The following is a 13,659-nucleotide window of genomic DNA, read 5'->3' as shown; positions in this document are numbered from 1 at the left end:
TAGGGCAGGCCGCCTGCACCGAGGTGCCAGGAACTTCCGTTGTCTCCAACTGCTCTCTTAAGCGCGAGGATTGAAGATGGAGAACGGGCTTCTGGATCGAATGAGAGCCCGTCCGACGGGTCGAGGGCGGCAGCCACCAGCGGTCCGGTCTCGTCCACGTCGACCTCGCGACGCAGCGTCGCACGCCGAGGGCCTCGTACGCCTGGTACCGCCATCTGATCGTCGCGTACCGCGCCTGCCATTCACGGTAGTTGGACTGTCAAGCAGTGAGGCCGGGTACACCCGTTCCGGCCAGGATGCGCCAGGCCGGGATGCGGATGCTCCGAGTGACCGGGGCCGATTTGGCTCCGACGCCGCCCGAAGGCAATCCGACGAGGAGGTCGCAGCGAGCCTGGGCGAGCCGCAGGTGTCGGCCCGGTTCCTCGTCATACCGGGGGCCTTCGTCGATGACCAGCACCACGTTCTCATCGTTCCCTGAGACAGGATCACGTGTTGTTATCACGAAGTCGACGGTCGTCCCCCCGACGACAGCCGAACGCTCCACGGCGTGGATACCGTGGTCGGCGAGGTGGGCCTGGAGGCGGTCGGCGAGGTCGGTGTGCCCCGCGGTTGCGGTTGAAGCCTGGGGGACGGGATAGGGCGGAGCCGACCCGGGGGTTCGGTCGAGTTCGACCGGAACCGACCGGCGTGCCAGCTCGGCCGGCAGTCCGGCGTGCTGTTGCCAGAAGGCGCGGTGGCCGATGGTGATCAGCTGGGACTTGGCACGGGTGATCGCGACGTTCCAGAGGTTCATCTGGCTCGCCACCCAATGGATCGTGTTCTGTGGTGCGTTGTCGGTGGCGACGAGGGTGAGCACCATGACGTCACGCTGGCCGCCCTGGAAGGCGTGCACCGTTCCGACGAGGACGCGGTCGTCGCGCAGTCTCCGCTCCAAAAGCTCCTTCTGCGCCCGGAAGGGGGTCACGACACCGACCTTCGCATCAGCGGGCAGACGCCCCAACAGCTCGGACACCACCCGTTCGACGGCGGAGGCCTCCATGGTGTTGCACCAGGAGCCGCCGCGCAGGCCCCGGGCGGACTCCCCGGTGGGCACGTCGACCCACGACAGCGCGGCTCCGGGACCGTGGCCTCCCGCGAGGTCTAGGGCTGGCACCTGGTTCCGGACGTCGGTGAGCACCTTCAACCGCCCGGCGTAGCAGTGGCCGTTCACGACATCCGCGATCTCGGGGTGGCAGCGGTAGTGCTCATCGAGGAGCAACGCCGATGATGCACCCGCGCGGGCGGCGTCGTAGACGGAATGCGTCCGGTAGGAGAGCTGATGCTCCTCCAGCCATGCGGCACTCAGGCCGGCCCGCTGCCTGGCGGCCCCTTCCTGCTGGGGCGAGATCGAGGCGATGTGTCCGAGCTGCATGGGGTCGCCGATGATCAGCGCCCGTTTGGCACGCAACAGCAGGGGGAGGACCGACGGGACGGAACACTGGCTGGCTTCGTCGATGATGACGAGGTCGAAGAGCTTCGGCGTCTTCTCCAACTGGCGCACCGAGTGCGTGCTGATGGCCCAGCCCCTGACGTGCCTCAGCAGCTGCTTCTGGCTCTTCTGGTAGGACTTCCGCTGGCGAAGCGACTGGAGCCGCTCGTTCATTGCCTCCCTCGCCGCACGGAGGACCTCCGAGGACTTGGCCCGGGAAGCCTCGACGGACAGCGCGGAAAGCCGGTCGGCGATGGCCGGCAATCCCGCTGCCGCGGTCTGGTCGTCCGCAGCGTCCAGGTCGGACAGAAGGCCCCTCAGCTCGACTTCGGCACCCGCGAAGTCGGCCAGCCGGGTCAAGGCTTCGAACCCCTCGGGTGCGGAGCTCGGCCACGGCGAGCCCGCGCCCGCGACGGCAGCCTTGACGAATGCGGACGCTGCGCGCGATCGGCGCCAGCCGGGAGCGAGCCACCGTGCCCGAAGGACTCTGCGGGCACGGGCCTCCCATTGACGAAGAGCTTCGTCTTGGTTCGCCCAGGTGGCGCAGAGGGCAGTCTCGGACACTCCGAGCGTGTTCGCGTGGGACTCGCGCAGGCGGTGGAGCTCCGTCAGCCGGAGCTCCTTCAGCACCTGTCGCCCCATGACCTGACGCTGTTCACCGAGCCGGGCAGCGGTTGTCCGGAGTTCACCGGCGACGGTGGCCGAACTCCGTCCCGGGAGTTGAGGGGCTTCGCGAAGGAGCCGCTCTAGCTTCGAGGCTTCCTCCTGGAGCGCCTTGGGGTTTCCGGTGCGGATCAGCAGACCGGGCGCGATCTCCTCGCAGCGGGTCGCGATGACGTTGACGGCCTCGTTGTTCGTGGATGCCACGAGGACCGACTGTCCTGCCTGGACACAGGTCTCGACGAGTGCGGTCACCACCTCGCTCTTCCCAGTGCCCGGGGGTCCGGTGGCAACGGTGACGGGGTTGGCCATGGCCGAGCGGATCACTGCCTCCTGGTTCTCGTTGCACGGGCCGGAGGCCACCACGGTGACGGGCCCGTTGGCGGTGGCGTCGAGGCCGTGCCCCGACAGCAGGGACTCCAGAGCCGTCCCGGAGATCAGGTGTGGGTGAGCGGCCATGTGGTCCAGATTGTCCACGAGGCCCTGGGTCATCTGGGTGGAGCCCGATGTCACCAGCAACATGGCGGTATTGTGGGCACCGGGCCGAAGCGCGGTGACGACGCCTTCCCGGCTCAACGCCGAGACGTCCAGCGGTTCGAGCTCCGGCAGGCCGAGTTCCGTTAGCAGCTCGCGGACCGCCCGGACCATCTGGGCCCCGTTGCCCTCCTGCCACGTCGGCTGCCAACGGGCGACGAGTTCGGCGGCTTCCTCGGGGGTCATGAGCTCAGTGAGGAGCCCGATGTGCAGGGCCGGCACACCGTTCGGCCGGAGCGTTGCTTGGCCCTTCTCGTCCGGGACGAGCTCCGCCTGCTGGACCAGGAGGGGGGCCACTCGCATGGACAGCCGGCCACGGTTGGCGCGGTCGTCGGTCGGCAGGGAGATCGCTGGGTACCCGTACCAGAACGCGTTCTCCCGGCCGTCGTTGCGCTCCGCGATCCGAGGTGCGGGGAACGAGCGCTCCAGGCCGCTCTGGATCAGCTCCGGACCGGAGCCGAGCAGGAAGTAGCTGCTGCCTTCGCCGCCTTCACGCTGGGGGAGCATCTCCGAGGCGGCCTCTGTGGCGATGCAGCCGAGGTAGTAGCCGATGAGCCGCCGCCAATCGATTCCGGCACTCTCTTCGGCTGTTGCCCGGGAACGCGCCTTCAGCAAGGAGGATGAGGGGACGTTTCCCTGCGGGCTCAGCCCGGGCGCGGGCGGCAGGAAGACGGGCTGAGCCACCGAGCGGGCGAACGGGAGGTTGCGGGTGGCACGGATCGTGGATTTGGTGGGGCGCTGTTCCTCGGGCACGCCATTGCGGGCCATCTGCTGGGTGAGATAGGTGAAGAGGTCGTCCGGGCTGATCCAGCCGCTGTCCTTGATGCGCCCGTTGCGCAGTCCTTCGACGATCTCTCCTGTGAAGCGGGACGTCCCCAGCGTCGAACCGGGGGGCGCCATGGCGGAGGCGACCTGCAGCGCGTCCGACGCGGTGATGAAGTAGACCCCGGTGGGATGCAGGAGGGTGCTGCGTGTGATGCATGGTGACGACCGCTCCGTTTGGTCCGGGGAGCCCTCCGGTTCGGCACCCTTGGCGGTCCACCCCTGGACCACGGAGCCGCTGGAACAACAGTCCAGCAGGACGATCTTCGATGCGGCCCGGCACTCCTGCAGGGTCTGCTCCAGGAATTCGGCGGAGACTGCCGTTCCCGGGAGGTTCGATCGGTCGGAGTCCCGTGTGAGGAAGTACAGCTGGTTGTCCTCCTCGCAGAACTCCCCGTGGCCGCTGAAGTACACCAGCGCCGTCTCGCTCTGCTGGCGCTCCCCCAGGAAGTCTTCGAGGGCGCGGAGCATTTCGGCCCTGGTGGGCTCGGCCACTACCGCGCACTCGTTGTACATGCCGATCTCCGTGCTCTCTAGCACGGCGCGCATGTAGTGCAGGTCGGCTCGGACCGAGGGGAGGTCGTGGTAGGCATCGCTCTCGTACGTCGAGACACCGAGGAGGAGCGCGTAGCGGTCGTTCTCCACGGCGGGCTCAGCCTTCGGACCCGGTGGAGCCGTCCCGCTCCTCCGGGCCTGCCGAGCCCTCTGAGAGGAAGCGCTCCAGGAGGGCCGTGTCTTCACGCGCCTGCCTGCCGGAGACCGTGAGCGTCGCACCGTCCGATCGGCGAGTGACGCTGATCGTGCGGTTGGGGACGCGGGCGAGCCAGGTCTGTACGACCGAGACGGCGAGGGAGCCCCCGGAGATCAGAACACCGACCAACTCCACGACATCCGATCCCTTGTCCGCGGCGGCTGCCGACCGGGTGCCCGGAAGGCGGAGGGCCGCCTCGATTTCGCGGGCGGAGAGTGTTTCGGCCAGTTCGCGAGCCTCCCGCCGTGCACGCAGCGGGTCGCTGTCCACGAACTCGATCCGGTGGTGTGCTTCCTGAAGCTCTTCCACGATTCCCCCTCGCAACAGCCTGAGTATCGATTCGCACGCGGAGTGACGAGCGTAGTGGGGAATATGCCTGCGGGTTCGTCCTTTGGCGGAAACAGGATGACGTTCGACGTAAACGGTACGGGCGTGTAGGTGTACGGAACCGTTCGGTGCATGCGCGGTTGCGCGCCCCCTTCACCGGCGTGCGGGAACCGCCTCGGGATGGAAGCCGGCCTGTCCCTCCACCATCGAGGACCACGCCTGGTGTGCGGCCGAATCGAGCGGGCGGTGGCGGGGCACCGCCCGCTCGGTGCTCAGTCGTGAATCCGGTGGATGTGGACCGTGAGCTTCCGTCCGTTCTCCTCGTAGTCGACGGTGCTTCCGGCCGGGCGGCCGGCGAGCGCCTTGCCCAGGGCGGTGAAGGGACTGAGGTGAAGGGTCCCTTCGTCGAAGGGGCTTCCCGAGGTGATCTCGTACGCCTGCTCCCCGTCCTCGCCGTCGAAGCGCAGGGTCACCAGTCGGCCGGGACTGACGACGTCGGCCGGAGAAGTCCGGTCACCGGTGAGGTAGGCCTTGAGCACAGCGGCGCGAGCCTCCAGATCGGCCTGCTGGTCCCGCTCGCGCCGGAGCTGATCCGCTCGCGTGCGTGGCCCGGACCGATGGTCGGTCAGGATCCGCTGTTCCAGCCTCGCGCGAATCTGACTCAGCTCGTGGTCGATTCGCCGCCCCACCGGACCGGACAGCAGCCCCTGCCGGGCCGTGAGCGGAGCACCGAGTACCGGGCTTTCGGGAACCCGGTCCGACGGAGCGGGCGGCGACACGGAGTCGGACCGGTCCGAGGCCTGCTGGGCGGGAATGCGGATCGCCTCGTGCGGCTGCTCCGGAGGGCCGACCTCGCGTTCGACGGCTTCCTTGAGACGGGCTTCCGCGCCCGCCCGGTTGCGGTACCAGTCCGTGCCCCAGATCCGGTGCAACTTCCACCCCAGGCCGGAGAGCACGGACTCGCGGAGACGGTCACGGTCTCGTGCCACCCTGGAGGAGTGGTACATCGCACCGTCGCACTCGATGCCGAGTGCGTACCTGCCCGGCCGCCGGGGGTCGCGGATGCCCAGGTCGACCCGGTAGCCGGCCACGCCGACCTGCGGTCGAACGGTGTAGCCCCAGCCGCTCAGGACGTCCAGCACCGACTCCTCGAACGGGCTCTCGGGCGGCAGGTCGTCTTCCTGGAGTTCTTGCGCCAGGACGGACGGACCGTGCTTGGCGTATTTCAGGTAACGGGAGAAGTAGTGGAAGCTCTTGCCCCCGGTCTCGGAGAGTTCGTCGGGGTCGAAGGAGGCGACGACCTCGACCCGGTACCGCGCCCGGGTGACCGCGACGTTGAGACGGCGCCAGCCTCCCGCCCGGTTCATTGGACCGAAGTTGCGGGAGAGCTTGCCGTACTGGTCGGGGCCGTAACCGACCGACATGATGATGACGTCGCGCTCGTCGCCCTGGACGGTTTCCAGGTTCTTGATGAAGAAGCCGTCCAGCCGGTCCTCGGAGAAGTGGCCGTCCAGGTCGGGGCGGCCCTGCCTGGCGTCGTCGACCGCTTCCCGGACGGCGTCTGCCTGTGCCTGGGAGAGGGCGACCACGCCGAGCGAACGTCCCGAACGGGTGTCGAAGTGGTGGATCACCCGGCGGGCCACCTCTCTGGCCTCCAGTGGGTTGTTGCGCGCGCCGACGCCGGGCTGGTAGCACCCGTCCGCCGCTCGCAGGAAGGCCACGCCAACGTCGGGGCTGTCGGCCAGCGCACCCGGGAAGGTGGTCATCGACTGCTTGTAGAACTCGTGGTTGCTGAAGGCGATCAGGTGCTCGTGCCGGCTGCGGTAGTGCCAGCGCAGGGAGAGGTTCTTGATCATCCCGCTGCCCTTGGCCAGGGTCAGCAGGGACTCGTAGCTCGTCGGCCTGTCCTCCTCCTCGCCGGGGACTGCGTCGTCGTCCTCCTCGTCCTCGCCCGCGGTGAAGAACGCCGTGGGCGGGAGTTGCTTCTCGTCGCCTGCGACGATCAGGGCGCGGCCGCGGTAGACGCAGTTGATGGCGTCCTGCGGCAGTACCTGCGAGGCCTCGTCGAAGATGACCACGTCGAACGTGAAGTCCGGCGGGAGCAGCCTGCTGACCATCAACGGACTCATCATGAAGCAGGGCTTGACGAGCCGAACTGCCTTGTCCGCTTCGCTGAGCAGGGTGCGGACGGGCTTGTGGCGGGTTTTCTTGCGGCCCTCGGTGTTCAACAGCCTGGTGCCTGTGTCGCGCAGGATGCCCGGCCGGCGGGCGTCACAGGTCCGCGCCACCCGGACCCGTGCCTGCTCCAATAGGATCCGGTCGGCCCTCCGGAACTCCGTGACCCGGTCGTCACGGTCCTGGGAGCGGGTCCAGAGCAGCCGGGCGTCGTTCTCGATGACGCGGTCCGCCCAGGAACGGAGGACCGCCTTCTCCGTGACGGCGCGAAAGTTGTTCCTGTCGACGCCCTTTTTGACGGCTCGCACCACGAGGTCCCCGAGGTGCAGTGCGTCGAGTACCCGCCGGCCGCGCAAATACGCTGCCCATTCGTCCGGCCCGCCGCGGTCCCCATCCAACTGGGCCAGCAGGGCCTCGGCGGACGCGAGGTTCCGGGTCAAGGCGGGTTGCAGCTGTTGCTCTCGTTCGGCAATGAACAGCCCGGTCAGTTGGGCACTCGTTCGGGACCAGCCGGCCACGGCGTCTTCCAACTCGGCATCCCGCCGGGCAGCGTGGAGCGGTCCGGTGCTCTCGGCCGGGAAGACCTGGCCGGCTACGAGGCCGCAGGCCTTCCGCAATTCGGCGACCCAGGCGACAGCCGCCCGGAGTGCCGACGGATCAGTGGCGCGCCCACGGTAGAGGTCTTCGAGGAACTGCTGGTCCTGGGTGGTGAGAGCCTCGAACTCCTCGTTCGCCGCGACCGCGTCGCGGACCAGCTTCAAGGCGTTCAGCGCGCCGCGCAGGGTCCAGTCTACGCGGCCGGTCACCGAGCCGACGGTTCGCAGGACGTCCTTTGCCGCGTGGAGCAGCGGGAGCTGCTCCCGGCTCCACTGGGCGGCCGAGGCGATCGGTTCGTGCTCCAGAGTGTACGGAGCACCAACGGCCGATGGGGGGACCAACGAGTCCCGCCAGCGGATGAGGATGTCCGCTGCCTGGACGGCGGAGGTGTGCGCTGCGGCGCGAGGACTTCCGCCGTGGGCGAGTTCGTTACGCAGGGCCTCGTGGTTCGTCACCCGCGACGCGAGGGCCAGTATCTCCTCGGCCCGGGCGAGCAGGTCGGCGGCGGCGTCGAAGTCGGTGTCCTCGCCCGTCCAGAGGTGTGCCAGTGCCCGGCTCTCCGACCGGGCTTCTTGAGCGAGTGCCCGGTGGGCCTTCTGCCATTCGACCGCGTCGGGCAGCGCGGCGAGGACGTTCTTGGTGCACTTGCCGCCATCGGGAAGGAAGGTCCGGACGAGTCGACGGTCGGTTCGGCGCGCAGCCGAGAATCTGCCGGAGAAGGTCTGGTGAACCGTGGCGAAGCGTTGAGAGACCCCCTCCAGGGACTCCTCGTCCAGCACGCGATCGGTGAACACCCGCTGCGCCTTTACCCGTGCCCTTCGCAGGTTGTCGACTGCCTCGGACAATCGGGACAGCGCCGTCCGGGCAGCGCCGAGCCCCTCCGGCGCCAACCAACGCGCAGGCGGTTTCTGCGCAGGCGGGGCAGTCGAGAACTCGGCCAGCCGCGCTAGCCGGAGGGCGTCGTCGCAGGTGACGGGCTCTGACATGCCGTACATCCTGGCGGCGCCGCCGGCGAGTTGGCCGACTTGGTCCAGTGCGTCGGCGTCCGTCCCGAGCTGTGAGATCAGTGCCTCCGCCTGGTCGGCCGTCAGGACCGTCAGGTCCAGCGTGGAGGAGGGGACGGACGAGGGTGGGGACCACTCGATCTTCTCGACCTGCGAGCCGATCGAAGCCAGATCCAGCCACGCGGCGCCGAGCACGGCAGCCGCCCGTTCCTCTGCCCCCACAGCGCGGGAGAGCCGCTCGATGAACGACTCGACTGTGGAGCCGAGGTGAGGGAAGTTCAGACCTAGCCACGCGATGGGAAGGGCGGGACGTCTCCCGCCCGTGCGCAGTGCTTCGACCAGCCGGGCCGCGTCGTGGAGGCCCTCCCAGCCCATGGCATCGAGCAGGGGTGCGTGCGGGGCGAGAGCACGGCGCATGCCGTCGAGTTCCTCCAGAGCCCGGTCCAAGGCTTCGAGTTCGCCACGAACGCCGGTCAGTTCACGCCAGATGAAGGCCTCGCCCTCGACGGCGGGACGCCATGAGCGGGCGATCCAGCCGGCTGCCTCGGTGATCTGGTGCAGCGTCGCCTCCGTCAGGCCGCCGGCGTCGAAGGACCGTTCCGGGCGCAGCGGATAGACGTCCTCCAGGAGGGCGATGCGGCCCAGGACGGTGTGGAGGGAGGCACCGAGGCCGGCGCGGCGTTCGTTCATCGCTGCCGCGTAACCGGAGAGCTCTTCGCGGAGGTCCTTCGCCGTGGAGCGGTCGCTGTTCCTGGAACCGGGGAAGGATCGAGCGGGAGCTTCGAGGGCCCTGCCGAGTTCCTGAGCGACCTGCTTGCGGCCCATGGTGTTGCTGTGCAGGGCCAGCACGTAGTCGTCGAGACCCACGTCCTTGAGCCTGTTGCGCACGACATCGAGGGCAGCCGCCTTCTCACTGACGAAGAGGACGGTCCGCCCCTGGTCGAGGAGTCCGGCGATTATGTTGGTGATCGTCTGGCTCTTGCCGGTGCCGGGCGGTCCGTCCATGACGAAGCTCCGGCCCTCGACGGCTGCTGCCACGCACTGGCGTTGCGACGAATCGGAGTCGAGGACCAGAGGGGTCTGCTCGGGCGGCTGGAGCTGGTCGATCCGGTCGAGCGGAACCGGGTCGAAGTCGAATGTGCCGGCGGGGAGGTCCGAGCGTCCGCCCAGGCCGATCGCGCGAACCAGGTGGCTCTTCAGGATGCGGGCCCGATTGTCCTTGAGGTCGCGGTACATGGCCTCCTTGCTGGAGTTGAAGGCGTCGAGCACGACTCGGTCGTGAACCGACCAGCCCTCGCGCTTCGAGGCCTTCTGGCGAACCTGGTCCAGCAGCGCCGGGACCTCGTGGAGGTCGACCTGCTCGGCGCTCGGCCAGTCGACCCCGAGCTCCTCCATCTTGATCGCGAGAGCCGGGTTGAACGACACTTCCTCGTCGCCGTTGATCTCCAGCAGGTAGGAGTCGCCCTTCCACCGGCGGAGAGTGACGGGGACCAGCACCAGTGGCGAGACGACGCTCTCCGCCGACGGCGCCGGCCGCCATTCCAGGAAGGCAACGCCGAGATGGAGCACCCACAAGCCGTAGTCGTTGAACTTCTCCTTCGCGACAGTCACCAGCCGCCGTAGATGGCGGTCCTGCTCGGCCTGCGTCGACTTCGAAGTGACGAGTGCTATGCGCTGGACGGAGCGCCTGACACCCTCTCGGGAGGCTGGAGTGTCGATCGGCCGGCTCCCGGCCAGGGTTGCCGTTTGTCGCACTGGTTTGTCGAGCTGCACTGGCAAGGCTGACTGCCCTGCTCCGGAGTCCGATCCGGGCTCCTTGACCGGCGCGAAGACACATCCGTCGGACAGCCGGTCGAGGAGAGCAGACAGTCCCGGAGCGGTGATGTCCATGCCGGCCTGGCTCTTGGTGCGACGATAGCTCACCAGCCGGTTGCGGAAGCCGAGATCGATGAGGGCCTTCTGCCAGTGGTCGAGCAGTCCCTCCAACGGGTCTGTGCCACTCCGGCTTCCGGGGCGTCGGTGTTCCAAGCCGGACAACTCCGTTCTGTCACGTGCCGGGGAGCGCAGGTGAGCGCGCTGGACGAGCCTAGTGCGTGGTGCGTCGCCGGTGGCGTTTGTGGCCGATCTGAGACCCGGCGTTCGGGGCCCGGAGTCCGGCGGATCACTTGTCGTCGCCAGCGGAGCTGTGGCGGACGTGATCCCCTGTGGCAGGGGAGTCCCGTTCGGTTGCCGGGACGGCTCAGAACAGTTGGAGTTGCCCCTCCTCCTCCGGGTCCGTTTCGACCGCGAGGCCGGGGGCGGGGCAGAGCGAGGGATCCACGGCGGCGGCCGCGTCTCCCGAGTCGTCCTGCTCGGGTTCCTGTTCTCCGTCCTCGGCTCGCATCGGCAGTACGTACTCCTGTGCCAGGCCCGCCAAGTGCAGGGGGAGCGGCAGCGAGATGGGGTCGGTGTACTCGGGTGCATGGCGCAGTTGGTGCATGGCCAACGCAAGGGCCTCAGGACGATCGTCGTCCGCCGAAGTTCCGAACTTCGATTGGCAGCCGAGAACCGCAATCTCCACCAGCGCGGGGTTCCAGGCCTGCTTGCCGACTTCGTTCACCAGCCGTCCCTTGCTGTTCCGGCGCAGCGCGAGCCGATCGAGGGTGACGGACGTCTTGGTGAACGTGACTGGTTTGCGGGTGGTGCTGTAGAAAACCCGCTGTTCGAGCGGACGGTGGACTCCGGAAGGGACTTCCTCTCCCCAAAGCCCTGCATAGATGCCGTTGTCACCACTGTCCTCGGCCAGCCCCCAGCCCTGCGGTGTCTCGCGCCCGGCTCCCCCTCTGATCCTGACCAGGCGAAGCCCGGGGTCCAGCCCTCGTGGACCGGCTGCCCCGTCTTCCACTGCGTCCGGTTCCACCCGCCCGTCCTGCAGCCATGGCCAGTGCATCCGGCTGTTCTGGGAGTGGGTGATCAGCACGGTGCGGCTGCCTGAGGTCCGCAGGGAGAAGAGCATCCGCTGGATGAAGGAGGCGGTCTCGCGGCGCTGCTGGGCGAGGTTCGCTCGCCATGACGTTCGATTCGGGGCCGTCGGGCCGTCGGCGTTGTCCGGTGCGCTTCGTGGTTCTGGGATCAGAGGCTGATCGTCCGTTGGGTCGATCTCCGCCTTCCGGACCAGTCTGAGCAGCAGCTCCGGATACGAGATCCAGTCCTGCACGGTCGGGTCGTCGTCCCACCCCTGCACCTGCGCCAGTCCCACGTGCTCCGGCACTGGTGTGACCAGCACCGCCACCGGGAGGTGTTTCGGCAGTAGGGTCGGTCCGTCCTTCCGACGCTTGACCATCCACAGGGCTGCGTACCGCAGGCCTGCCGGCAGATCGACATCCTTCGACAACTGCGGCAGAGCACGCACCCCCAGTTGGCGCAGCCCGTCCTCCCACGCCGAGCGCAGCCGGTGAGCCAGGTTGTCGGCACTCTCCTGCTGGGCTCTGGGGGTGCGAGGGACGGTGTCCGGAACCACGGTGAACTGAGTGAGCACCCCGGAGTCAGCACACCCCAGGCGCATTGCGAACTTGGGGTCGCTGTCCGCGGGCTTGAACACGGTCGGGTGCGCGATTTCGACGAGCGCCAGTGCTGGTGTCCCGGGCACCGCGCCGTCCGCCAGGAGATGATCGCGGATCGCCGACCGCCGGGAACTCACGCCTTGCGCCAGGCGGGCTCCCCGCCCGCGCGTGGACGGGTTGAGGTCAAGTGGATCGGCCAGCCCCCCGGTCAGCGGCAGGCAACGAAGTCGGACGGTCAGTTCTGGTGCCTGCCATTCGAGTACGACGGGCGCTCCTGGGCCTGCGGCTTCGAAGGCGGCCTCCACCTGCTCTGCGCTTCCGACGGGCGCGCCACCGTCACCGTTGAGCCCCAGTGTGCCGATCAGGGCTTCCACTGCGTTCTTCCGCAACTCGCTGCTCTGCCACAACAGCCGGATCTCCACGGTCGGGTCCTCGCCGGTACCGGTTCTGCGGCGGGCATCGGCAGCAAGGGCCACCCGTCGGAGCCGGGTGGTGCCCTCGCGGTACTCGTTCGTGATGCTCTTGGGGCGAGCGTTGGCGGGTTGGCCCGAGCGGGTCCCGCAGCTTTTGAGGTCCGGCACACGCATCAGACCCTCGGGCAGAGCCTGTTCGGCCCAGGCGATGATGGCCGATCGTTGCTGCGGCATCAGACCGGTTCCCACGGCGTGGGCACCCATCCGTGTGCTCTGGACGACAGCGGCCTGGACGGCCGAACCGTTCTCGACCAGCCACGGTTCTGGCTCGGCGAGCAGTTTGTCCGGTGCTGGAAAGTCGGGATCCAAGGAGAGTCCGCGCAGCAGCCCTGCTGGGTCGTTGCCGAGCCAGTCGAAGGATTGCGTGTCCCGATCGCGCACCAGTCTGGCCACCGACCAGCGGCCACTGAGTGGGAGACCGGGCAGCCATGGCAAGCCTGGCCGCAGGTAGACCGAGGTGGCGCCCTGATAGCGCAGGTTGAGTCGGCCGGTGTCGGTTCGGGGGCGCGTGGCCCACCGGCGGACGCCCAAGTGGAGGTGGAGTCGTGGCCGTGGATCGAAGGGAACAGTGTGTAGTGTCACATTGAGCAGGACGGAGTACCACCAGGTCGCGCGGCCGGTGACGTGCGGCAATGGCTGTGACATTAGCTCGGCGCCCTGCTGGCGCGGTCCTCGTGCCACGGTTCGGAACTGCAGCTCACCTCCTTCGAACGGGTAGGGAGGAAGAGCTGCGATTCGTCGCGCCAACTCGTCGGTGGCAAGCTGGAACTGAAGCTCGGAGGGAACTGCGGTGCAGCCCTTGGTGGTAGGGGCTTGCATCAGAGCAACGCCGGGTACCGGCTGCCAGGAGGGAGGCTGCGCCTGAATGCCTGCGGCGACCTCCAGCAGCAGCCGATGGTGCTCCGGAGTGCCGAGCGATTCCGGTCGCCCCAGCGTTCGCAGCCAGACGGTCAGAAATCGGTGCAGTAGCGGGTCGGGCAGCGGGTGGTCGTCCCCTGACCGGCGATAGAGCCAGAAGTCGTCGAGGAAGGAGCCGTCAGCGCCGGACGGGGGGCGGTGTCGTGGACGGACGATCAGATCCGGTGCCAATGCTTGCAGCGCGCCATCCAGTCGTCGGGTGGGTGCCGTAGACCACCGGTGCTGCTCCACACGGCCGATGTTGCACAGCTCCAGTACTCCCGGATTCAGATGTTCAGGGAAGGGCAATGCCAGGTAGTCGACGGTCCAGGGGTTTGCATCCGGGGCGGTCAGGTAAGCGGCGCGGCGAAGGGTGTCGTACAGGGCCACGGGAACTCCTTGTCCGGTC

General features: G+C 68.3%; 4 protein-coding genes and 1 pseudogene. 1 reads left to right on the top strand and 4 read right to left on the bottom strand.

Annotated elements, in window-relative coordinates; all coding sequences use genetic code 11:
- Positions 1-128 precede the first annotated feature (128 nt).
- Positions 129-251, top strand: a pseudogene (locus ACGFSC_RS17010) (family 1 glycosylhydrolase); the annotation flags it as partial.
- Between the two features lie 8 nt (positions 252-259).
- Here the strand turns inward: ACGFSC_RS17010 and ACGFSC_RS17005 are convergent.
- From ACGFSC_RS17005 to ACGFSC_RS16990, 4 genes are all read right to left on the bottom strand, one after another.
- Positions 260-4,129: an AAA domain-containing protein gene (locus ACGFSC_RS17005; protein ID WP_359898906.1), complete on the bottom strand. Its 3,870-nt coding sequence runs from the start codon at positions 4,127-4,129 to the stop codon at positions 260-262.
- Positions 4,130-4,136: 7 nt separating this feature from the next.
- Positions 4,137-4,544 (bottom strand): hypothetical protein, encoded by a 408-nt coding sequence (locus ACGFSC_RS17000; RefSeq protein ID WP_359898907.1) that lies wholly within the window; start codon positions 4,542-4,544, stop codon positions 4,137-4,139.
- A 290-nt stretch (positions 4,545-4,834) separates the two neighbouring features.
- Positions 4,835-10,324, bottom strand: coding sequence for a DUF4011 domain-containing protein (locus tag ACGFSC_RS16995; RefSeq protein ID WP_359898909.1), 5,490 nt, complete (start codon positions 10,322-10,324; stop codon positions 4,835-4,837).
- Between the two features lie 253 nt (positions 10,325-10,577).
- The gene (locus ACGFSC_RS16990; protein ID WP_359898911.1) at positions 10,578-13,640 is read right to left on the bottom strand and encodes a pPIWI_RE module domain-containing protein; all 3,063 of its coding nucleotides are present in this window, start codon (positions 13,638-13,640) and stop codon (positions 10,578-10,580) included.
- Positions 13,641-13,659 lie beyond the last annotated feature (19 nt).

Origin of the sequence: Kitasatospora sp. NPDC048715, assembly GCF_043198905.1 — a bacterium.
GTDB classification, from domain to species: Bacteria; Actinomycetota; Actinomycetes; order Streptomycetales; family Streptomycetaceae; genus Kitasatospora; species Kitasatospora lactacystinica.
Note: the sequence above shows the minus strand (reverse complement) of the source record. Positions and strands in the feature narration are given on the sequence as shown.